Origin of the sequence: Sporolactobacillus vineae DSM 21990 = SL153, assembly GCF_000377985.1 — a bacterium.
Taxonomy (GTDB): Bacteria; Bacillota; Bacilli; order Bacillales; family Sporolactobacillaceae; genus Sporolactobacillus; species Sporolactobacillus vineae.
In genome coordinates, this window is the sequence record NZ_KB899048.1 from 80,520 (window position 1) to 101,656 (window position 21,137).

Below are 21,137 nucleotides of genomic sequence, written 5' to 3' on the forward strand. Positions count from 1 at the left end.
GGCGATATTTTCCTGCGACGGGCGATATATCTCCACGAATGGCGATATTTTTCTGTGCCTTTTTCATCTGATGTAAATTTTGTTACAATTATACTATGATTCGGAGGAAGAGATAATATTTTCCAATCGCTTCAATCTCACAATCTGTTTCCGAATGGACCGAACCGGGAATATCACTATTGAACACATTTGGAAAAATTCTGTCTGCACGATTCTCCTAAAGAAAGAAGGCTGTCATCATGAAAAAATTGACTATGCTTTTTACCATTGTTCTTTCTGTATTGCTTATTGCAGGATGTTCCTACGGATCCGGCACTGAATCAGGATACAGCTCAGCAGCATCATCCGCCTCCTCAATTCAGCAGCAAATCGGATCTTCGGCTGCAGCGTCATCATCTGAAACGGCCGGCGCATCATCAGCTGCAGCGAGTTCCGGCTCGGTTTCCTCATCCTCAGTGAACCAGACTACCGGCGCAGCAAAACTCGGTACACTCTCAAGAACACTTGCGGATATCCGGATTGCGTTGAAACCGAGAAGCGGGATTCATCTCCCTGGTAAGGTTTCTGTCCATACCGGAAACTATATCTCGGCGATCGCAAAGAATACATCGAACGGATACACGGTGACATTCAAACAGACGAATCGTCCGCTTAAAGTAAATGCGCCGCAGCTTGCAGGCGCTGCAACCGTTGTGAAGTTCAGCGCAACCGTTTATCAAACACGTTCTGAAGCAGGAAAACAGGTTAGTTTCCATAAATATGGAAAATCCGATGGCAGTCCGGTTAACCTGGGGCACGGTTTAACGGGCTACGCAGATGCCGGCGCAGGGACTGCCGGCATTTCCTGGAACGAAGGCCGCTGGACGCTAATGGCCCTGTCACCGACTTCGGATACGCAGAAAGGTCAGGCACTGGCAAAACAGGTGGTCAACTATCTTGAGAGCCATTCGCTTCCTGTTCCCCACCAGTATGGCGTCATCCAGGTTTACACCGACAGCCGCCAGAACTATGCTTTCTGGCAGGATGGCCGAACGATCTATCAGCTGACCGGTACTGCTTCGGCACTGAATCTGCTGTCGACAGCCGTTTCCGTACGTTAAACAAAACACAGGCAGTAAAAAGAAGCAGCGGCGAACCGCTGCTTCTTTTCTATTCATTGTTTGTTCCTTTGTTTCATTAACGTTGTACGGTAACTGGCACTGTTCTGACGCCGAAATTAAGTGCTTCCTGTGTCGATGACATATGCACATCAATCCGGTTCCCTTGAATGGCGCCCCCTGTATCCTCTGCGGTATATGTGCCGAGGCCCGGGATCGTCACTTTCGAGTGAAGCGGAATCACGTTCGGATCAACGGCAATCACTTTGGCCCTTGGATTTGCCGTCAAGTTCACACCGGTTGCCGTGGTGCCCTTTAGAGAATAGGCAGTAAGCGTAAATGTTTTCGATGAGCTGCTTACCGGCTGGGCAGCCTTATTTGACGACTGTGTTGACTGAGTTGTTTCGCCGGTTGACTGAACAGCCTTGCCGGCCGACTCCGGTGCCTGATAGGTCCGCTGCTGCCGTGGGGCAACCGAATGTTGGCTTTCCTCGGTGGAAGCTGTATGATGTTCCGCCGCCGGTTTGACCGTTGTCTGCCGGCTGACCGGCTTTGCCGCCGTAGGTACCTTCTTCTGTACGGCCGGAGCCGCTGCTGCTTTGGCTTCAGCCGATTCCGAATCCGTCCGGGCGGCTTTCTTAGTTACTGTAACTTTTTTGGCCGCCTTTACGGTTGCCGTCTTTTTGACCGGAACAGCTGCCTGCTGCTTCCTGACCGTCACTTCTGGTTTAACCTGTGAATCATCTTTATCCGTCGTCACTTTATTTGTTTTCTCAGCAGCATGTACAACCGGCTTCGGCGTCTTTTTAACGACCGGCTTTGCCTGCTCATTCGTCGCTCTGCGTACATCTGCCTTTTTAACCGTATGCTTTACTGCTGCTTTGTGCGGCTCTGAAGACTGTCTGGATTCCTGAATTTTCATTTCAATCAGTGTCTGATATTTATTTACTTTTGCATTCTGAATGTCGTTCACGAAGTCATCTGCTGTTTCACGGTTTGCCTTCACTTTGTACACCTGCCGGTGCTGCGCGCCGGCTAATGCGGAAGACGAACCATCCGTCTGGGTAAATCCGACCGTCATCGGAAAAACCATACCGATTGCTGCCATCACCGATGCTGCTGTGCCTAGTTTTTTTCGTAACATGAAGTAACCTCCTTAATCCGAGGAAGAACGTTTGCTTCCCTGTTCTTCACTACAATTCGAATTATAGGAGGTTAATATCACAAACCCGTATAAGCGGATTTACAATCAGATAACGAAAAGTGTTCGAATATTACAGTTGTTAAAAGAGAAATAGTTGTTGTCATGAATGGAATCATCCCATCAGGACTGGCTCATTTTAACAATTATGCCGATTGTTCATTGCCGTGTCAGTTCCCCGATCACCTTAATGAACCGGGCCATCTCCTCATCCGACCCGATCGTGACACGCAGATAGTTATCAATCCGCGGCTGATTAAAATGGCGGACAAGGACACCTTTTTCTTTGAGCTGACGGAACAATACTCCGGCAGAAAAATCCGGATGAGTGATGAAGATAAAGTTGGCCGTCGACGGAACCACGTTAAAACCGAGCTTGCTCAACGCAGTTACCGTTTGTGCCCGGGTCCCGATGATCCGGTCGGCCATCTGGCGGTAATAATCATCCGCTTCAATAGCAGCCTGTGCACCGGCAAGAGCCAGCCGGTCAATTGTGTAGGAATTGATCGAGTTTTTCACACGGTTCAGTCCGTCAATCAGCTCTTGATTGCCAAGGGCAAAACCGACCCGGATGCCGGCAAGCGCCGCATATTTAGAAAGTGTGCGGACAACCAGCAGATTCGGATAGTCGTGGATCAGCGGTACGACCGATGTGCCGCCGAAATTCACATAGGCTTCATCGACAATGACGACCCTGCTGCGATCGGCTTCAAGAATGCTCCGGATCGCCGCAACAGAGATTTCTTTCCCCGTTGGTGCATTCGGATTGGGAATGACAACCCCGCCGCTCGGCCGGCAGAACGCGTCGACCGGAAGATTAAACTCGGCGTCAAGCGGAATGATCGCCGGCTTGAGCTCGCAGAAATTGGCAAACACTTTGTAGAAACTGTAAGTGATGTCGGCAAACATAACCGGATGTTCCGAAGAAAAGAATGTCATGAAGCTGAATGCCAGTACCTCGTCCGAACCGTTCCCGATGAACAGCTGATCGCTGGTCACATGAAAATGTGCGGCCAGCGCCGCCCTCAGGAGATCTTCATTCGGATCCGGATAGAGCCGCAACGAACCGTTGACGGCTTCCCTGATTGCATCAAGGACTTTCGGTGACGGCGGATACGGATTTTCATTCGTATTCAGTTTTATGTATCGTTTATCCTTCGGCTGTTCTCCCGGCGTATAGGGATCAAGATGCTGCACGCGCTGATTCCAGTAATTGCTCATAGCACACCTCGTCTGTAAAAGTATATCTTCATGGAATATCTCTATTTTATACTACTTAACGGTCATTTCACAGAAGGCTTCTGCTGCGTATCCGGAACACCCTAAAAAAGTGAGAAAAGTCATTAATAAAAAAACCACTCTGTATGAGTGGTTGGTGCTGAATCGTCCGATCAGTTTCTGAATTGGCGTGTGTGTTCCGCAAGATGAACAAGATTCCGCAAGAAGTTATGCGTCGATGCCTCATAGTCATACTTTTTGCCAAGTTCATAGATATAGCCGTTAATATAATCGACTTCGGTTGGCCGGCCCTTCGACATATCCTGGTACATCGACGGGTAATGCAGCGGATTCGTCACCTCACTGACATGCTGAACCGTATCCCATTCTTCCTGACGGGTTGTAAGCAACTTGATTCCTGCACGTTCGCAAACATCATAAGCCTCATTAATCAATTGTTGACCCAGTTTATCCGCATCCGGGAAAGAAATGAACTGCCCCATCCGGATTTCGAAAAGCGTGCAGAGCGTATTGACAACCGAGTTAAAAACAACCTTGGCCATCAGCGTTCCGAGAAAATTCGTCGTCAGCGTCGGGTTGAGATTCGCCTTCGTAAAATCGGCAACGATCTCTTTCGTTGTTTCATCGGGCGTCTCCGTCTCGTTTGCCAGATTCATTGAACCGGCGCCCTTCTTGCCGATAAAGTCGACATCTCCCGGCCGGTTCAGCACGGTACCGATCAATGCCGTGCCGCCGACGACTTTACTCTTGTCAAAATACTGGTTTATTTTCTCAATATGGCCCATACCGTTCATCCCGGTGACGGCATACTGACGGTCGTTGAAGAAATGCGCGCACCGTTTCAGCAGATCAGCCAGAAGCATCTGTTTCGTAAAGATGATGAAAACATCCGGATTGCCCTTATAATCTTCCGGTGAATAGATGTTTACCGGAACAAGATGCCGGTTCTCCCCGTCGCGCGAGACATACACACCGCCCTGGTTCCTGATGGCATTGATCTGTTCCGGCCAGGCATCGACAAAGTCAACTTGATAGCCGGCATCCTGAAGCAGAACGCCATAACGCAATCCCATGGCACCGGAACCTAATACCGTATACTTTAACATCCTCTCATCCCCTATGTATGAATGTAAAAATTTTCTGTGATAGATTCAGTGTAATCCCGGAATCATGATAAATGCAATGGAAGCGTATCAATTCCGATCTTGCACATTTCGTCGTCAGTAGCTTTTCAGACCGAATATGAGTTTGAATTGATTGCGCTTTTTCTTCATATGGATGATTCCTTCCCGCGAACTCAGAATGATCACTCGCTTCCCGGCCCAGATTCTGAGATAGAGCGAGTGGAACTTGATTGGCCGGATGATGCCTTTTTCTTCTTTCTCAGAACCGTCGGCAAACTCTGTTTCTGTCCGGACAAGCCAGCGGTTACCTATGCCAATCTCAATATATTTCATTATAGCCGCCTCACTCGTGTGCCGACCCGGGTCCGTTTGAGCTCACATCTCGAACTTCCTTAATTCCCGGGCCTGACTGGAAGATTCTTCATGGCATTCTGTAAAGAATTGCTGCAGGAATTTTATCATCATCTGCTGGCGCTTCTCGGCTTCTTTTTTACCGGATCGAGTATTCATCCGGTCCTTCAGGAGAAGCAATTTTTCAAAAAAATGATTGATCGTTGTCGATTGAGAGACCTTATACCGGGACGCTGTTTCATGCATTTCCGGCAAAATATCGGGATTGAACATTTCTCTTTTCTTAAATCCGCCGTAAGCGAAGGCACGTGCAATGCCGATCGCTCCGATCGCATCGAGACGGTCGGCGTCCTGGACAATCTTCCCCTCTTCTGTCTCCATCGGCGTTGGCACCCCGGCGCCTTTAAAGGAGATGCGGCGGATGATCCGGCAGACATGATGAATGGTCTCCGGGTCCTCATGCTGGCTGGTCAGCCAGTCTTCCGCAGCTTCCGGGCCGGCGTGATCATCACCGTCATTGAATTTCCAGTCGACAAGATCATGGAGCAGGGCGGCCAGTTCAACGACTTTCCTGCTCGTCCCCGGCCTATCCTCCTGTTCGAGCAGCCGCAGACTCGTCTCGTAAACCCGTCTGATGTGCGCCCAGTCGTGACCGCTGGCTTCACCGGAAAATTTATTCTGAACAAAATTGACGGTTGCCGCCACAACATCCACTTTGGTTCCTCCTCGTTTAAAAGGGCCGTCCGAAATCCGGCATCTTGAAGACAAAAAAAGAGTCCCGAGATCAAGACTCCGAACACTAATATCTTTAAGGGGGCATTGTCATCAACAATGTGACTACACTATAGCACATTGTTTTAACTCGCTACATTAATATTATGTTAAATTATTGTCATCATCGACTCGATATAATTCAGTGAAACACGGCGTCACCGCTTTTGAACCCGAGACCAGGATGTGGGTCAAACCGGACAACGCCAACGGAGGCTTTGCCTTGTACAGCTTCAGCGATCTTTCCGACGCCCTCATTTCCAAACCCGCCGCACAGCTCGATCGCCTGCACGCCGTCCGCAGCCAGATCAACGGCTGCCCGGACGGCTTCATCATAAGTCCGGACACCGATGACACGTAATTTAATCACCGGTGTGTCTACTTGCGTGCGCGCCCGGGCTGTGTCACTATCCGGACCGATAGACCGATAAAGAGAAAAGCAGCTTTGACTTCCATAACGGGTCCCCTCGCCTTCGTCTTTTTACAGATAATTAATTAGAGCATCTGTATAACCGCATACATATGCAGATTGTCACAGAGATGGTGAACACGTCTGCGAAGGCATAAAAAAGGAAGGTTCAATGAACCCTCCTCTTCTGTACCATCGTTTATTCATTTTGCCTCACTTGCCTGCCTGCAGGTGCGCTTCCTTAGCCTCTTCTGGAACTGGTACCAGATAGCCTTCCTCTTTCAGCAATTCAGCAGTCAGCACCGCGCCGCCCGCTGCACCTCTCAATGTATTGTGCGACAGGCAGACAAATTTATAATCAAAGATCGGGTCTTCCCGGAGACGACCGATGGTAATCCCCATACCCCTTTCATAATCACGGTCCAGATGCGTCTGCGGCCGGTCCTCTTCAGTCATATATTTCAAAAAATGTTTCGGCGCAGAAGGCAGGTTCAGTTCCTGCGGTTTGCCGCTGTAAGAAGCCCACCGTTCCAGTATTTGTTCCCTGGTCGGTTTATGCTTGAAGCTGACCGACACCGTTGCCAGATGGCCGTCGGATACCGGGACGCGGATACATTGTGTACTGATCGTCGGTTCCGTCGCGTTCACAATATGATCGCCCGCGAATCTGCCCCAGATTTTCAGCGGTTCCTGCTCACTTTTTTCCTCTTCACCACTGATAAACGGAACGACGTTGTCTTCAATCTCCGGCCAGTCCTTGAACGTTTTACCGGCCCCGGAAATCGCCTGGAACGTTGAGACAAGCACTTTCTCCGGTTCAAAATCGAGAAGTGCCGACAGCGGCGGAACGTAGCTCTGAATCGAACAATTCGGTTTCACAGCCACAAACCCATACTTGGTCCCCAACCGTTTCTTCTGAACGTCGATAATCTTCAGATGATCACTGTTGATTTCCGGAACGACCATCGGCACGTCCGGTGTCTTGCGGTGTGCCGAATTGTTGGAAATCACCGGTATCTCCGCCCGGGCGTACCGGTCTTCCAGGACTTTGATATCTTCCTTGGGCATCTTCAGCGCGCAAAAAACGAAATCAACGTCCTTGCTGATTTCATTTATATCATTAACGTCCTTTACCTGAAAATCCTTAACGGAATCCGGCATCGGGATATTGAGCTTCCAGCGATTCCGTACCGCTTCACCATAAGTTTTGCCCGCTGAACGGCTGCTTGCTGCAATCACCGTCAGGTTAAAAAAGGGATGGTTCTCAAGCAGGGTAACAAATCTTTGTCCGACATACCCTGTTCCGCCAAGAACACCAACCTTAAGTCTGTTATCCATTCTCCTGACCCCTCTTTATTAAAGTAAAGTCATTATACTACATATTTCTTGCAAATAGCAGGCGAGATGTCATCTTCCGCTCTGAAATGTATCCATCCGGTCCCGCAGAAGGATCAGTCCGGCCTGCCTGTATAGCATCACCATTATTATATTCCCATGACAGTCAAAATGCAGATCATCATGACTCATCATTCTATTTAATAAGAAAGCGTTTTCCCTTTCCTTTGTCAAACCCTTAAGAAACCGGTTATACTTTAGAAAGAAGGCCATCACGCTCCAGGAGGTTCCAATGGGTTATAAACAGATCGTTTTCGACGTTGACGGAACATTGATCGATACCGAATACGCATCTCTGCATTCGCTTCAGGATACGATCCGGCAGCTCCTTCAACGAACTATTCCTCTGCCGGAACTGCGCTTTGCCATGTACCTAACCGACGCGGAAACGCTTCGAAAACTGGGGATTCAAGACGTCCGGCATGGTACAGAGGTGTGGCACAACTACTATTTCCGGAAATATCTGTCGGCCATATGTCTTTTCGAAGAGATCAGCGATGTGCTGGCGGAATTGAAAAAGAATCACTTCGGTCTCGGGATCATTACTTCAGAAACAAGGCCGGAGTGGCAGAATCACATCCGCCGATTTCATCTGGAAGAATTTTTTGACACGGTCATCTGTGCGGAAGATACCGTCCGTCATAAGCCCGATCCGGAACCCATGCAGCTTTATCTGCAACGCACCGGGGTAACGGAAAAAGACGTGCTGTTTATCGGCGACAGTCTATCCGATAGGCAATGCGCCTTTGCATCGGGTGTGGACTTCGGTTTTGCCCGCTGGAGCCGCTCTCCGATGCCGGAGAAGCAGGCAACGTACACATTTCATCACCCCAGTGACATTCCCCGTCTTCTGAGCAGAGGCCCGGGTGACGACGTACGCCGTTTATAGAGCGCTTACATTATCAAAAGTTCAGTGGAGCGCAAGCCGTTTCCGGTGATCTGATCTTGAATCTGCATCCATCGGAAAAATCAGAATGATCCGTCCAGTTTCACCGCGATGCCGGCATCATTTAAAAGATGCCTGTACTCCAGCAAATCTTCAGGATGCAGCCGTGCAACAGCCTTCATGGCATAGTTGCGATCCATTACCGAGGATACAAAGCAAGAATTAAGGGAAATCGCACTGTTCCGGAAACATAACACGCTGGGGGACCGCGGACTGGCCGCTTTTCCACCGGAAAGCAGAGTCTTCTACGATCTGCGCATCATCGGTGCTGACGGAAATATTACTTCCGGGGACGGTCATATTGCTGTGGATTACAGTCAAGTGATTCGTCATGGGTTGAAGTGGTATGAGCAGCGTGTTCGGGAGAAAATGAAATCGCTCCATTTGACGGAGATCGAGGATCAGAAATTGCCAGAAACGAACAGACACTTTAACCGGGCGCGACGGGCGATATTTCCGGTTGAATGGCGATATTTTTCTACGCCGGGCGATAGCTGTTCATCAACTCAATAACACTGTCTTTATTAAAAAATGAAACCCGGAAGACGCATTAGCGCTCCATCCGGGTTTCATTTTCTCAACTGCTTAGTGATGATCACGTTCCGGCTGCGTTGACCGCAATCGCCGTTACAGATTATCCCCTTTTTCAAAAGTCAGCTGCATATGATTGTTTGCGTGTTTGACCAGACTGTCGAACAGGCTGTAAGTCCGACTGGTGACCTCGGCAGCTGTGACTCCATTTTGTTTTGTCAGAAATGCGGTTAACTCGGACGCAGGTAATTCGGACGCCTGTTGATCTATTGCGGCAACCCGGCCGCAGACATAGCTCTGGGCATCCTCTTTGAAGGTATTCACTTCATTAATCACCTGATGATAATGCGGTTCGGCAAGTGCGGCAATCGTTTTGTTCAGCCAGTAGGCGCTATTGAGATCCACCGTCGTGGTCGTGTTTTTATAATTTTCCGGTGTGTCGCTGACATTCGCATAAAAAGGCACCTGCGCACTGTACAGGTTGACGCCGAAAGTCAGCCAGTGGATCGCCGCATATTCTGCCGGTACGTCATTGCGGATCTGCAGAATATGAAATTCCTGATTCCGGTCGATCCCGATCGGACGGAATGTTTTCTTCTGATACTCTGTTCCGTTCCCGAACAGATCATACGGGGTTCCCTGATAATGAGAGCTTAGAATGAACTGAATATCCTCAATACTGATTTTACGATCCGTCCGCTGAATAAACGGGATGTCGTCGCTCATCGGATTTTGTTCAATCTCGGGATTCAGATATTTCTGGCCGTACCAGGCGCGCGGGGTGTTGTAATGGTGATCCGCTTCGGTATGTGTCCCGAAGATGTTGCGGAAATTAAATTCCGTTTGACTTGGATTCAGATGATTCTTTTCAGCGAATTCCTGCAGATCTGTTGCCCACATGAACTCATCCGGTTTTGAAAAATCGATATTCTGAATGCCGGTCTGGTTCGGGGCAATCACGTAAGCATCGTCCGGAATGCGCTGAGCTGCCCAGTGATGGCCGCCGACGGTCTCAAAATACCAGACCTCATCTTTATCGGAAAAAGCGATTCCGTTGCTCTCAAATGTCCCGTATTTTTCAATAATCGCTCCGAGACGCTGAACGCCTTCCCGCGCTGAGTGAATATAGGGGAGCATCACCGATTCCATCGCTTCTTCGCCGATCCCGTCCGCTACCAGCGGATCAAGACCGAGCACACGGGGATTCGTGAATTCCGTTTCGGTCGCGCTCATCGCGACATTTTCCGAATTGATCCCGGATTCCCCGCAGACGCCTTCCGATTCATCCGCGCTCGGCGTAAACGTATGCCGAAGTGCCTTGTCCGGGAGATCCAGCGCAAAAGCATTAACGTGGGAAACGTACTTATTCTGGTGATCCTCCGCTTTAACCACCGTAAAACGTTTCGGATTAATCGGGCCATACCCGTCTTCATTACGTGCCACCATCGTCGAACCGTCAATGGACGCGCCCTTGCCGACAAGTACTGCCGTACAACTAGAATGTCTGGACCTTGAACTCATCATGTCAACCCTCTTTAATTATTTTGCTTGCGAGAATTTATTTTTCCATTACCTATAATAATCCAAGAAGGGTTGACTCGTCCTCTTTTCTTCCAGTTATTTAGATTCAAATAACGATTTTTCCCAAGAGGGAGCGAAATTACTTGGCGCGTCCGGCATTATCATTGGCGCCTTTCTCTCATCCGGAATTATGTCTGTCATCTTTTTTCTTACCGGCGTTGCCGGGATGGGCTGCTATCTGATCGTATGCCGGAGAGATCGCCGTGAATGAAACCTATCGACTAGGTGATCCTGCGAGTCCCTGGTGAACGCAAAAAACAACCTCCACCGCGCTTAGATGGAAGCTGTTCAGCCAGATGGTTATTTCGTTATCATGGCCCTAAGGTCGGCGGGCCGGAAAAGGTCAATGTCTCCTAATGTTTCCTTAAGTAAATGTCAAAGTTTTTCGATGGTCAGCCGACGATCGATCCGCCCATGAACATCGCAACGAGCATCAACAGCAGCAGCAATCCTCCGACAATTGTAAAAAAGACTCCGGTGGCACCTTTTTCCATTGTGATCAGCTCCTCGTTTTTTTTAATAGAATCTTCCTCCATTCCCTTTTTCATACGTATCAACGATGTTTCAGCATCAAGATCATCATTAAATGTGAACATTCTGTGTCAATCAACATTATTATCATATATCGGGTATGAGATATTGTAAACGCTTTTGCTCTGAGTCTGGCGAAGACCGATAACATGCCTCTGAAAACCGATAGAAGCCTTCTGAAGACCGAAAGACCCTGGCACAGATCAGGTCGTCCTGAACTTATGCCTGTTGCGTGTTATAATGACTTCATTATAAAGATGGGGAGTCTCAGACATTGAAAAACAATCAATTTGCGCGGTTGTCCGCCGACCATCAGACAGTGATGACCGAGTTGCGGGCAATTCATTTTCTGGATAATTCATTCAACACAGCGGAGTCGGTAACCGCTGTTTATCAAGCACTGTTACATAAATCTTTTTTAGAGGCAAAAGAGGAACATGTCTTTGCGGAGAAACTCAAAAACTATCTGGCCATGCCCGATATGAGTCTCTGCGATTTTTTGAAGGCAGATCGCCCGGTGACAGCAAATGTCTTCTATTTAGTTGCTTTGCAACTGCTGCATTTTCTGCCTGGCGTCGACTTTTCGGTCAGTGATCCGCTTGCGGCGATGAAAAAGATCCAGCTGCCGTATCTCAAGGTTTCCGGTCCATGGAACAAGGACCAGCTGCTTGATGCCTGGTACCTGCTACTGACGACCCATACAAAGGACGGGCAGACCTTTCTTGACGAGCTGACCAATCATGGCTACTTCGTTCCCTTTTACGATCTGCCTGCTGCTGATAAACCGCTCTTTTTCAACGGGAAGGCGCAGGCTGTGTTCGACACAGCGAAATTGATCCGCGATGTGGTCTATGTGGAATCTTCTGTAGACTCCGATCAGGACGGGCAACGCGATCTGCTGAAAGTCGAAATTGTCCGTCCGGCGGATACGGAAAAAGGGTTACAGGTCCCTGTACTTTATACGGCGAGTCCCTATAATCAGGGAACCAACGATGAGGCTGGAGAAAAAGCCACATACAGTGATAACGTACCGCTGACAAGAAAAGCACCCAATCATCTGACTTATGAAGATATTGCCTGGCATGACGACGGAAAGCCGGTTCCTGATCCGCGACCGGTCGCCGGTGAAGCGAAACACGCTTCAGAAACGTTCAGCCGTGAGCTGTCCTACACATTGAATGATTACTTCCTGGCACGCGGTTTTGCGGCTGTTTACTCCGCTGGTATTGGTACGCTTGATTCCGATGGGATTCAAACATGCGGCGATCCGCAGCAGACGGAAGCAACCATCGATGTCATCGAATGGCTGAACGGAAAACGAAGGGCTTTTACCAACCGTACGGACCATATTGCGATCACGGCCTGGTGGTGCACCGGTTCCGTGGCGATGACCGGTCGCTCCTATCTTGGCACGCTGGCTACTGCGGCTGCAACTACCGGTGTTGAAGGGTTGAAAACAATTATCTCTGAGGCTGCCATTTCTTCATGGTACGATTATTATCGTGACGGCGGCCTGATGATTGCGCCCGGTGGTTTCCCCGGTGAAGATGCCGATGTGCTGGCCATTGAAACGATGAGCCGGATGAAAGCTCCGGCGGATTACCGGCTGCATGTCAAAGATTTCTTTTCTGAACAGATGAAACAGATGGCCCGGGATATGGACCGGAAATCCGGTGATTACAATACCTTCTGGGATGCACGCAACTATCGCAAGAACATCAGTAAAATCAAATGTGATGTGCTGATGGTGCACGGTCTCAACGACTGGAACGTGAAGCCGCGCAATGCTGAAAAATTGTGGCAGGGTTTGCGGGACGTCCCTGTCGCTAAGAAAATCATCCTTCACCAGGGGCAGCATATTTACATTAACGCGTTTCGATCAATCGACTATACGGACATGATTAATCTCTGGATCAGCCACGAACTTTACGGGATTAATAACGGAGCCTGCGACGTCCTGCCAGATGTGATCGTGCAGGACAATGTTGTTCCGGAAACCTGGACCGCCTACCAGGATTGGTCTGAACCGAATCTGGCCCGTACCGTTTATCACCTGACTCCGGGAAAATTAAACGCATCGTCAGAAAGCAAGGCAATCCTGACGTTCAAAGACGACCTTCCTGAAGCGGTTTTTAAAAGGTATACGGGGCACATCGATCAATGGGAACACGATATTCTCGAAGCGGGGAAAAACGACTTAACCGAGAATCGCCTGCTGTTTCAATCGGATCCATCTGATGAGGACAGGATCATCGACGGCAAGGTACGCATCCAAATCCGCGTCGCCTCAAGCCAGGCATTCGGCATGTTAAGCTTCCAGCTCGTCGATTATGGCGATGCCAGGCGGCTGAACGTATCCCCTACCATGATCCAGGGTATGGATCTGGCTTACCGCTGGCGTGAAGATAAACTTCGCGAGTTCACGCTCGCCAAACACGCCACATCGTTTAAAATGATTACTAAAGGACATATCAATCTGCAGAACCGGGAGAATCCATGGAAGACGGATGACCTGAATCCCGGCCAATTTTATGAGGTGACCGTAGAGCTTCAGCCGACATTTCATCGACTCGTCGCCGGCCATCAGCTCGGACTCATTATCTATGCGACCGATTTCGGAATGACGGTACGCGGCAATCAGGATTTGCGCTATTCACTGGCACTGGATGGCTGTCGCCTGGAAGTTCCGTATAAAGCAGATCTTAAAAAAAACTAAGTCATTTGACAGAACCAGGCAAATAAGAGTAAAGCTTAAACCAGCTCTTTTCATTCGTCAAAAGAGCTGGTTTTTCTATCCGCTTCATCTGTGTCAATCCTGTTTCCGTATCTCTCGCGGTGGCCGATAAACAGCTGGGTCCCAACACCTGCTGCACCGATTAATCCGGAGGCGAGATGCAGTTTAATGGCAGCAATTATTGCTTTGGCGCTGGTTATCCCTGCTGCATCAGTCGGTGCGAATGCCCCTTCTGTACCTGCGTCAGGTACAGGTACTGCAACAGAAGCGACTTATCAGATTGTTCCGCTGCAAAACATTTATCTGAGAAGCGACCCGTCCTACAGTGATAATGCGATTGTCCTGCTCAAAGCCGGACAAATTGGTACATTTGTGAGCAAAGCAGCCGGATTCTGGATCAAAGTTACTTTTGGCAGTCAGACCGGCTATATCAACAGCGTCTCAACCGGCAAAATTCTTTATATCGGAACGACAACGGTTAATGTCAATCTCCGTAAGGGTGCCGGCACGAGCTCTTCGGTGATCACCGTACTGAAGAAAGGCACAGTGGTCCGCGTGATCGGCAGCACGAATGCATGGCTTAAAGTCGTGGCTAACGGCCGCATCGGCTATGTATACCGGAATTATGTTAAGAAAGCGATCGTTCAGACCTATCCGTATGCCGGCGTGACCACAGTTAATGTCTACCTGCGTGAAGGACCGTCGACCGGGTATGCAGCCATTACTGTACTGAAAAAAGGCACCACGGTCACTGCTGAGTCGGACAGGCAGCGGCTGGCTGAAGGTCACAGTAAATGGAAAAACCGGATATGTTTACAGCAGCTATGGTGTAAAAGCTCCGGCTCCACCTGCTGTGCTTTACAGAGCTGCCGCAATGGTTGACGTTCATTTCCGCAGCGGTCCCGGCACGGGCTATGCATCGCTGAGCGTTCTGAAAAAAGGCACACAGGTCAGCGTCATCGGGCAGTCCGGAAGCTGGCTAAGAATCACTTATAACGGAAAAACAGGATATGCGTATGCAGATTATTTTCTGAGACTCAGCAACTGAATATTAAATTGGGAAGGCAGAATCATTGCCTTCTCATGTTTTAATCCACTTACAAATCGATTCACTATCTCCGTAACCCTCTCATCATCCGCTATTTGTTTCAAATATAGCCGTTTTTTTGTGGTGAAAAATGTAATTTCGCTGAATGAATCACTGAATTGGCTGGATATACTGCTAATTTGGCTGAATAGGGCTCAAATTCGGCTGAATGATGTGCTGAATTGACTGAATTAAAGGCCAGGCCTTGACAACAAGCTGACTGGCATGGTTGAACAAATCACGGTATTTGACTAAAATAAGAACTATCAATGGCAGAGTAGATTGTTGCGGGTTACGTGCCCGGGGGACGGGGAGTTGTCCCCGGGACGAAAAGCCGGTGCCTGGCACCGCTTGCCGTGCAACGATCGCATCCCGCTGCCGCATACCGGAGCGTGATCCTCCTCTATGTGGCAACCATCGCCAATACATGAGGAGGATTTTCTATGGATAAAAATCTGTCTGTTTTTTCCGCTGCCTACTGGAAAGCAGCCGCCGCTGAATGCCACAAAATAAATCGGCTGACACTTGCTGCACTGGTGATTGCACTGAGCGTCGTCATCGGCAGTTTTTTCATTCCCGTCGCCGCCAACCTGCACATCTCTTTCAATTTCCTTGTCGTCGCTTTCGGCTCGATGATCTACGGTCCGTTCGTCGGGATCATTGCCGGAGCGGTGATCGATATTATCGGCTACATCCTGCACCCGTTCGGAGCATTCTTCCCCGGGTACACCCTGTCTTCCATGCTCGGCTGTCTTATTTACGCCCTGTTTCTCTATCGGAGCCGTATTACCGTTCTGCGTATTTTTCTTGCCAAATTGATCGTTAATTTCGGTGTCAATGTCGGACTTGGCTGTCTGTGGAGCGCGATGCTGATGGGAAAAGGGTATCTGTTCTTTCTGGCAAACAGTCTGATCAAGAATACATTGATGCTGCCGATCGAAACAGTCATGCTTGTCGTGCTGCTGCAGATTCTGCTGCCGGCACTAACCCGTGCGCATCTGATCCAGGATCAGCACAGCAAACATATTTCGCTGATCTAAACCCCTGATCACAACTCCCGACTGAAAACGCGAAGCATTCGATGCTTCGCGTTTTTTTCATGAAAAATCATTTTGCCCTAAAAAATCTTGTCATGATTTTCTTCATTTTTCCTGCACCGATCCAATGAATTCTCCATGCCTGCCGTTTAATTTGTTTCTTTGTCAGCTGCGACAACTTTTCAAGTTCATAAGGATTGATCATCCTGAACGCCTCGATTCCTTTTTTCTTTATATTCCAAGGATACCGGACAAAAGAAAAACGCGAATCGACTCATCAGATGAATTCACCTCGGACCAAAGATGGAATTTTACCTGAGACTCCTTCAGATGAATTAATTGATGATTTTTGTGAAAAAGTTTACCATCAAATAGGTTGCTTCAAGAAATTATTTTTACGACATATGATCTGAAAGGAAATTGGTTCTGAATGGTCTTTCTCCAATCGATACAAAGTGTTCTGACGATTATACTGATTATCGCCCTGGGTTATCTTCTTCAAAAAGCCAACTGGTTTGATGAACGCTTCAGCAACAGCATTTCCGACCTGATTACTCAAATCGCACTGCCGGCATCGATTTTCACATCGGTGCTGACCTATCTGACGCGCAGCCGGCTGGTTGAACTCTCCGGCAGCCTGATCTATCCGGCCGCAGCCCTTGCCGGGTGTTATCTAATCGCCTATGGTCTGGTCCGTCTGCTCCATATCCGTCGCGGACGGCGGGGTATTTTCATGAATGCAGTGGCTAATGCGAATACTGTATTTATCGGCCTGCCTCTGAATATTGCGCTGTTCGGCAAAGAGAGCCTTTCCTACTTCCTTATCTATTTTCTTGTCAGTATCGTTTCAACCTGGTCGGTCGGTATCTATCTCATTCTGAATGATGATCCGACCAAAGAGAAAAAGCGCGCCGAAGAAAAGCACCAAATCAATTGGATGAAACTGCTGCCGCCGCCGTTATTAGGATTTATTATCGGGCTGGTTTTCCTGATCCTGAATCTCCCGGTTCCGGAGTTCCTGTTCCAGTCTTTGAATTACGTCGGCGGACTGGTTACCCCGTTATCGCTGATTTATATTGGGATTGTTCTGCGGACGGTCGGCCTTTCCAGTATGCGTATGGATCGCGACACGATACTGGCGCTGGCCGGACGGTTTATTCTGTCCCCATTATTGCTCGCTGTTTTTATCTTTCTCGGGCTGAAGCTGACCGGAACGGTTTTTCCAGCTATGCTGACGAATACACTGATCGTTCAGTCGGCTGCGCCGACCATCGCCGTGCTCCCGATTCTCGCCCATCAGGCTCACGGCGATGTCCGGTTTGCGGCAAACGTTGTGACGACGAGCACTGTACTGTTTGTCGTTGTCGTGCCGGTGCTTATGCAGCTTGTTCAGGGGATGTAATCAGGCATCCGGTCGGCCTTCCCCGGCTTTCTGATGGGATGGAATTCTTAGCTATTTCTGATTTCCTCTTGCAATGCATGATATAATGTATTGTGCAATTTATCATTCAGGCTTTGTCTTTCTTTTCTGCTGTTTCTCGCTCCAGGCACTTACCCTGTCGACAGAGCCATTATTTATGTACTGAGGTGCAGCATGTTATCGAAATCATTGGATGAACTTTACCGGATTGAATGCAATATTTTCAAAAGGATCAACAGCCATTTTGAAAAAAAGATGCTGAATTTTTATTTCCGCTGGATAACCAATGTCGGAGGTGCCATCGCCGAGATTCTTGCTGTACTCATCCTTTTACTTCGCGCGCATGGGCGTCTGCATCTGACAGCCGTGATTTGTGCTGTTTCGCTGACGATCAGCCATCTTTTCGTCCAGGTGCTAAAACGGCTTTTCCCTCGTCAGCGGCCTTATTTAACGTTGACCGGAACCAATTATCCGGAAAATCCGATTGCCGACCATTCCTTTCCGTCCGGCCATTCGACGGCCGTTTTTTCTGTCATTATTCCTTTGATTCTCTATAAACCGTCTCTGGCTATTATTCTTCTCCCGATTGGACTGAGCGTTGCGATCTCACGAATTTTTCTTGGCCTTCATTACCCCAGTGATGTGCTGGCTGGAATCTGTCTCGGATCACTGACCGGACTCATTACCTTTCTCCAGATGATGCCCTAAAAATATAGAACTTACTCCGCCTGCGCGTTCCCGGCAGGCGCTTTTTTTTTTGAAACTGTCAATAAATGATACAGCCGCAAAGCGGCGTCATAGATTATCGATCAATGAACGCCGCGCATTTAATAAAAGGTCTGTTCCAAATACAAGCATCAGAGCCTTTTGCTCATTGACTGTTGTGCTATAATTCAATTATCTGAAATTGGTGACTTTTGATTAAAATCCAGGTGAAAAAGTGAAGTCTTTAACCTTAGCCAAACATTTTCTGAGAACAGCTGTCTATTATAAAGTGGATTTTCTAGCTACTCTGGGGATACCCGTCTTCTTTTTAATCTACAACATGAGAGGCAACCTGTTCCACCATGTTTCAGCCTATCCCCAGCTGATGATGATTCTGTCATGGACCGGTTATATGGTGGTCACAAATGCCCTATTGGGCAGCGGGCCGGCGATCATCGTTCTGAGAGAGGAACAGTTCATGAAAATGTTTCGCTTTATTAGCGGCAGTCAGTTCACCATCATCTATGCGAAGTTTCTGGCGCAGCTGTTTATCTTGCTTCTATCCGTGCTGATTCTGGACCTCTTATGCAGTGTATTATTTTTCCTTCCATTTTTTTATCTGATTGTTGTTTCTTTAGTGATGGTCATCGTGTGCTATATTCCCGTCTATCTCCTGTTCTTGATTATCGGCACCTTTAAGATTAGACAGGAAACAGCGCTTCCATTAATCAATATCCTTGTCCTTGTTTTTGTTTATCTGACAAACATGGGCAGTGACCAGTCATCAAATGGCCTTCTAACGATGTTCTTGACAGCGGTGAATCCAATTCAATATAGCGAACAGACAGGAAGTTTCTTATTAAGTCTGACCAGGCCCGGGCATCTGGAAGGTTCATCACCGCTTTTATTCATTTTAGGCACCGCATTGATCTATCTGTTGATCGGCTTATATGCACTGAAAAACATCAAATGTCTTCCCATATTCAGGAGCTGAAGGATTCGTTATGGAGATTCAACACTTAACTTTTCATTTTCCTAAAAACAACCGCTTGCTGTTTCATGATTTGTCCATGAACATTCAGGAGAACACAGTAAATATTCTGCTCGGGATGAACGGAGAGGGAAAAACCACTCTGTTCGACATCATCTCCGGATTATTAGACACAAATGCAACGTTTACGCACAGAATCGAGCCCAGGAACATCCTTTATCAAATACAGGGGGTGCCGATTCTCAACACGATTACGGGAAAAAACCTTGCCGAACTGATCTTATGCTCAAGCGGACAATACAGTTCTCGCGACTTGTCACCGAAATTGTTTGAAGACGAGCTGAAACATAATGAGGATTCACTGGAAAAGATCAAGCGCATCTGGATCACTCAATATGGCAAAATGTCTCCCGGTGAGCGGCGCTGGTTTACTGTCCTTTTATACTGTCTGATTCAGAAGTCACTCTATATTTTCGATGAGCCAACGGCAGGCACGGATCCTTTTTCAAAAGGACAAATTGTCCGGGCCATTGATCATCTGCAGGAAAAGGACCGGACGGTGTTGTACGCTACCCACCAACTGGACGATTTAGCATACTTTCAACATTATTTCGTTCATATTCTGGCTGGAGGTAAAATTGTCCTGTCTGAAGATCAAAACCACTGGATGGAAGCCGCCAGGGAACTTAACATCCCGTTTCCAAGTAACTTTTCCAGATAAATAGTCACTTTTTGCCCTGGGATTAGTCCGGGACCCATTCAGATAAACAGCTCTGACTCGATTGTCCTTTTCTACAACCCCTAAAATCAAATGAAGCATTTCCTGCTTATCTCTCATTTTTCATTTTCCCTTCTTCCAGCACGTCATTTTTTTACTTACTTTCTGTAATCCTGACCTGGTTCGATTGACAACCGGCACATTCGGACTTTACAATCAAGCCATAAGTAACCGTTGTCATTACTGAAATACACTAAAAAGACAGGGTGATTCTAATGTGTCTTGAAATCTTTCCACTGACACCCGAGCGCTGGCGTGACTTCGAAAAGCTATTCGGCCCCAGTGGGGGTGATGACGGCTGCTGGTGTATGTTCTGGCGTCTGAACAGACATGACTTCAATTCAGGAAAAGGCGAAACGAACCGGTTATGCTTCAAGAAAATGGTTGAAGAAAACAGCACACCGGGTCTAATCGCCTATCAGGATCACATGCCTGTCGGCTGGTGCTCCGTTTCCCCCCGTGAAGCCTTTGCTGAGCGCATTGCTGAACTTCCCGTGTATCAGCCGATCGACAGCAAGCATGTATGGTCGATTCTCTGCTTTTTTATCCATCCGGATTATCGGAATCAGGGAATTGCACGTAGGTTACTGAAAGAGGCCATCCAGTTTGCCCGTGCCAATGGTGCATCCACGCTTGAATCGTTTCCGGACGATCCGAAGGGCAGGACGGCTGACGGCGATATTTATACAGGCACTGTAAAAATGTTTCAGGACCTTGGTTTTGTGGAAGCTGAACGGCGCCACCCTCTTCGGCCGATCATGCGCTATGAATTTAACAGAAAATGAGTACGTTCCTTCTCTGTATCAAAGTTTCAGCAGAGACTTTACAAATACTTCATCCTATATCTCGTTTCCTTGATAATCTGATTTTTTCGCTTGCTCGCAGTAAGACATGTACGCTCACAAAAATTTTTAACTGAAGTTATTTGGTTTTTTCTGATGCTTCTTCATAAAAATCTTTTCTGCAAAATAGCTGACAATCAGTCCGACAATTAATGGAAGAATAGAGTTAATGGAAAAAAAGAAGCCGTGGGCGTCATTAACATATTCATAATGCAGTGTCAGAAATGGGATGGCAAACAAATAGCCGACAAAGTATAGAAAACCTGAAGTTAGTGCGAATGAACACAATCCAACCATGAAGCGCTTTAGTTTCATGAACACACTTCCTCTTCTCAAGCATCAATATTTCGGCAAAGCTGTGGCTGAA

General features: G+C 48.0%; 21 protein-coding genes, 1 pseudogene and 1 riboswitch. Of the genes and pseudogenes, 12 read left to right on the top strand and 10 right to left on the bottom strand.

Annotated features, from left to right (window positions below; genetic code table 11):
- The first annotated feature begins 239 nt into the window (after window positions 1-239).
- The gene (locus D889_RS0110080; RefSeq protein WP_010632595.1) at window positions 240-1,100 is read left to right on the top strand and encodes a hypothetical protein; all 861 of its coding nucleotides are present in this window, start codon (window positions 240-242) and stop codon (window positions 1,098-1,100) included.
- Window positions 1,101-1,176: 76 nt separating this feature from the next.
- Here the strand turns inward: D889_RS0110080 and D889_RS0110085 are convergent, their stop codons facing one another.
- The 7 genes from D889_RS0110085 to asd all read right to left on the bottom strand — a co-directional run bounded on the left by D889_RS0110085 (window position 1,177) and on the right by asd (window position 7,530).
- Window positions 1,177-2,241: a 3D domain-containing protein gene (locus tag D889_RS0110085; protein WP_010632594.1), complete on the bottom strand. Its 1,065-nt coding sequence runs from the start codon at window positions 2,239-2,241 to the stop codon at window positions 1,177-1,179.
- Between the two features lie 216 nt (window positions 2,242-2,457).
- Window positions 2,458-3,519 carry a histidinol-phosphate transaminase gene (gene hisC, locus D889_RS0110090; protein ID WP_010632593.1) on the bottom strand — a complete coding sequence of 354 codons (1,062 nt, stop codon included), beginning with the start codon at window positions 3,517-3,519 and terminating at the stop codon, window positions 2,458-2,460.
- A gap of 170 nt (window positions 3,520-3,689) precedes the next feature.
- Window positions 3,690-4,643 (bottom strand): ketopantoate reductase family protein, encoded by a 954-nt coding sequence (locus tag D889_RS0110095; RefSeq protein WP_010632592.1) that lies wholly within the window; start codon window positions 4,641-4,643, stop codon window positions 3,690-3,692.
- Window positions 4,644-4,757: 114 nt separating this feature from the next.
- Window positions 4,758-4,994 carry a DUF3977 family protein gene (locus D889_RS0110100; protein WP_010632591.1) on the bottom strand — a complete coding sequence of 79 codons (237 nt, stop codon included), beginning with the start codon at window positions 4,992-4,994 and terminating at the stop codon, window positions 4,758-4,760.
- A 42-nt stretch (window positions 4,995-5,036) separates the two neighbouring features.
- Window positions 5,037-5,726 (bottom strand): HD domain-containing protein, encoded by a 690-nt coding sequence (locus tag D889_RS0110105; RefSeq protein ID WP_010632590.1) that lies wholly within the window; start codon window positions 5,724-5,726, stop codon window positions 5,037-5,039.
- 199 nt (window positions 5,727-5,925) lie between these two features.
- Window positions 5,926-6,153 (bottom strand): DUF6506 family protein, encoded by a 228-nt coding sequence (locus tag D889_RS0110110; protein WP_010632589.1) that lies wholly within the window; start codon window positions 6,151-6,153, stop codon window positions 5,926-5,928.
- 252 nt (window positions 6,154-6,405) lie between these two features.
- Window positions 6,406-7,530 carry an aspartate-semialdehyde dehydrogenase gene (gene asd / locus D889_RS0110115; protein ID WP_010632588.1) on the bottom strand — a complete coding sequence of 375 codons (1,125 nt, stop codon included), beginning with the start codon at window positions 7,528-7,530 and terminating at the stop codon, window positions 6,406-6,408.
- Window positions 7,531-7,819: 289 nt separating this feature from the next.
- On the opposite strand from asd, the gene D889_RS0110125 reads away from it, so the two are divergent.
- Together D889_RS0110125 and D889_RS0110135 are read left to right on the top strand one after the other, a co-directional pair.
- Complete coding sequence (locus D889_RS0110125; protein WP_010632586.1) at window positions 7,820-8,476, top strand: HAD family hydrolase; 657 nt, start codon at window positions 7,820-7,822, stop codon at window positions 8,474-8,476.
- A gap of 186 nt (window positions 8,477-8,662) precedes the next feature.
- Window positions 8,663-9,046: a pyruvate formate lyase family protein gene (locus tag D889_RS0110135; RefSeq protein ID WP_010632585.1), complete on the top strand. Its 384-nt coding sequence runs from the start codon at window positions 8,663-8,665 to the stop codon at window positions 9,044-9,046.
- 114 nt (window positions 9,047-9,160) lie between these two features.
- Here D889_RS0110135 and D889_RS0110140 read toward each other — a convergent pair whose 3' ends face one another.
- A complete protein-coding gene (locus D889_RS0110140; protein ID WP_211209907.1) occupies window positions 9,161-10,588 on the bottom strand; it encodes a C69 family dipeptidase in 1,428 nt (475 codons plus the stop codon).
- 862 nt (window positions 10,589-11,450) lie between these two features.
- On the opposite strand from D889_RS0110140, the gene D889_RS0110150 reads away from it, so the two are divergent.
- The 8 genes from D889_RS0110150 (at window position 11,451) to D889_RS0110190 (ending at window position 19,871) form a co-directional block, all read left to right on the top strand.
- Window positions 11,451-13,892 carry a Xaa-Pro dipeptidyl-peptidase gene (locus D889_RS0110150; protein WP_010632583.1) on the top strand — a complete coding sequence of 814 codons (2,442 nt, stop codon included), beginning with the start codon at window positions 11,451-11,453 and terminating at the stop codon, window positions 13,890-13,892.
- Between the two features lie 186 nt (window positions 13,893-14,078).
- Window positions 14,079-14,792 (top strand): SH3 domain-containing protein, encoded by a 714-nt coding sequence (locus tag D889_RS14960; RefSeq protein ID WP_010632582.1) that lies wholly within the window; start codon window positions 14,079-14,081, stop codon window positions 14,790-14,792.
- Window positions 14,785-14,958, top strand: a complete 174-nt coding sequence (locus D889_RS15415) for an SH3 domain-containing protein (protein WP_010632581.1) — start codon at window positions 14,785-14,787, stop codon at window positions 14,956-14,958. Before D889_RS14960 ends, D889_RS15415 begins: the two co-directional genes overlap by 8 nt.
- Window positions 14,959-15,268: 310 nt before the next feature.
- Window positions 15,269-15,377, top strand: a riboswitch (THF riboswitch).
- A 63-nt stretch (window positions 15,378-15,440) separates the two neighbouring features.
- A complete protein-coding gene (locus D889_RS0110165; RefSeq protein ID WP_010632579.1) occupies window positions 15,441-16,037 on the top strand; it encodes a folate family ECF transporter S component in 597 nt (198 codons plus the stop codon).
- A gap of 427 nt (window positions 16,038-16,464) precedes the next feature.
- The gene (locus D889_RS0110175) at window positions 16,465-17,436 is read left to right on the top strand and encodes an AEC family transporter (RefSeq protein WP_010632578.1); all 972 of its coding nucleotides are present in this window, start codon (window positions 16,465-16,467) and stop codon (window positions 17,434-17,436) included.
- 192 nt (window positions 17,437-17,628) lie between these two features.
- Window positions 17,629-18,162 carry a phosphatase PAP2 family protein gene (locus tag D889_RS0110180; protein ID WP_010632577.1) on the top strand — a complete coding sequence of 178 codons (534 nt, stop codon included), beginning with the start codon at window positions 17,629-17,631 and terminating at the stop codon, window positions 18,160-18,162.
- Between the two features lie 232 nt (window positions 18,163-18,394).
- On the top strand, window positions 18,395-19,153 hold the full coding sequence (locus tag D889_RS0110185; protein WP_010632576.1) for a hypothetical protein: 759 nt from the start codon (window positions 18,395-18,397) through the stop codon (window positions 19,151-19,153).
- 10 nt (window positions 19,154-19,163) lie between these two features.
- On the top strand, window positions 19,164-19,871 hold the full coding sequence (locus D889_RS0110190; RefSeq protein WP_010632575.1) for an ATP-binding cassette domain-containing protein: 708 nt from the start codon (window positions 19,164-19,166) through the stop codon (window positions 19,869-19,871).
- 9 nt (window positions 19,872-19,880) lie between these two features.
- Here D889_RS0110190 and D889_RS15420 read toward each other — a convergent pair.
- Window positions 19,881-19,988 (bottom strand): annotated as a pseudogene (locus D889_RS15420) (aminoglycoside 6-adenylyltransferase); the annotation flags it as partial.
- A gap of 155 nt (window positions 19,989-20,143) precedes the next feature.
- Between D889_RS15420 and D889_RS0110195 the strand changes: the two are divergent.
- Window positions 20,144-20,713 (top strand): GNAT family N-acetyltransferase, encoded by a 570-nt coding sequence (locus D889_RS0110195; protein ID WP_010632574.1) that lies wholly within the window; start codon window positions 20,144-20,146, stop codon window positions 20,711-20,713.
- A 126-nt stretch (window positions 20,714-20,839) separates the two neighbouring features.
- On the opposite strand, the gene D889_RS0110200 is transcribed toward D889_RS0110195, so the two are convergent.
- The gene (locus D889_RS0110200) at window positions 20,840-21,085 is read right to left on the bottom strand and encodes a hypothetical protein (RefSeq protein ID WP_010632573.1); all 246 of its coding nucleotides are present in this window, start codon (window positions 21,083-21,085) and stop codon (window positions 20,840-20,842) included.
- Window positions 21,086-21,137: the final 52 nt, after the last annotated feature.

Coding starts and splice junctions, on each gene's coding strand:
- D889_RS0110080 (WP_010632595.1), top strand. CDS start 240: ATGAAAAAATTGACTATGCTTTTTACCATTGTTCTTTCTGTATTGCTT.
- D889_RS0110180 (WP_010632577.1), top strand. CDS start 17,629: ATGTTATCGAAATCATTGGATGAACTTTACCGGATTGAATGCAATATT.
- D889_RS0110200 (WP_010632573.1), bottom strand. CDS start 21,085: ATGAAACTAAAGCGCTTCATGGTTGGATTGTGTTCATTCGCACTAACT.
- D889_RS14960 (WP_010632582.1), top strand. CDS start 14,079: ATGGCAGCAATTATTGCTTTGGCGCTGGTTATCCCTGCTGCATCAGTC.
- D889_RS0110100 (WP_010632591.1), bottom strand. CDS start 4,994: ATGAAATATATTGAGATTGGCATAGGTAACCGCTGGCTTGTCCGGACA.
- D889_RS15415 (WP_010632581.1), top strand. CDS start 14,785: ATGGTTGACGTTCATTTCCGCAGCGGTCCCGGCACGGGCTATGCATCG.
- D889_RS0110190 (WP_010632575.1), top strand. CDS start 19,164: ATGGAGATTCAACACTTAACTTTTCATTTTCCTAAAAACAACCGCTTG.
- asd (WP_010632588.1), bottom strand. CDS start 7,530: ATGGATAACAGACTTAAGGTTGGTGTTCTTGGCGGAACAGGGTATGTC.
- D889_RS0110140 (WP_211209907.1), bottom strand. CDS start 10,588: ATGATGAGTTCAAGGTCCAGACATTCTAGTTGTACGGCAGTACTTGTC.
- D889_RS0110175 (WP_010632578.1), top strand. CDS start 16,465: ATGGTCTTTCTCCAATCGATACAAAGTGTTCTGACGATTATACTGATT.
- hisC (WP_010632593.1), bottom strand. CDS start 3,519: ATGAGCAATTACTGGAATCAGCGCGTGCAGCATCTTGATCCCTATACG.
- D889_RS0110095 (WP_010632592.1), bottom strand. CDS start 4,643: ATGTTAAAGTATACGGTATTAGGTTCCGGTGCCATGGGATTGCGTTAT.
- D889_RS0110125 (WP_010632586.1), top strand. CDS start 7,820: ATGGGTTATAAACAGATCGTTTTCGACGTTGACGGAACATTGATCGAT.
- D889_RS0110085 (WP_010632594.1), bottom strand. CDS start 2,241: ATGTTACGAAAAAAACTAGGCACAGCAGCATCGGTGATGGCAGCAATC.
- D889_RS0110195 (WP_010632574.1), top strand. CDS start 20,144: ATGTGTCTTGAAATCTTTCCACTGACACCCGAGCGCTGGCGTGACTTC.
- D889_RS0110165 (WP_010632579.1), top strand. CDS start 15,441: ATGGATAAAAATCTGTCTGTTTTTTCCGCTGCCTACTGGAAAGCAGCC.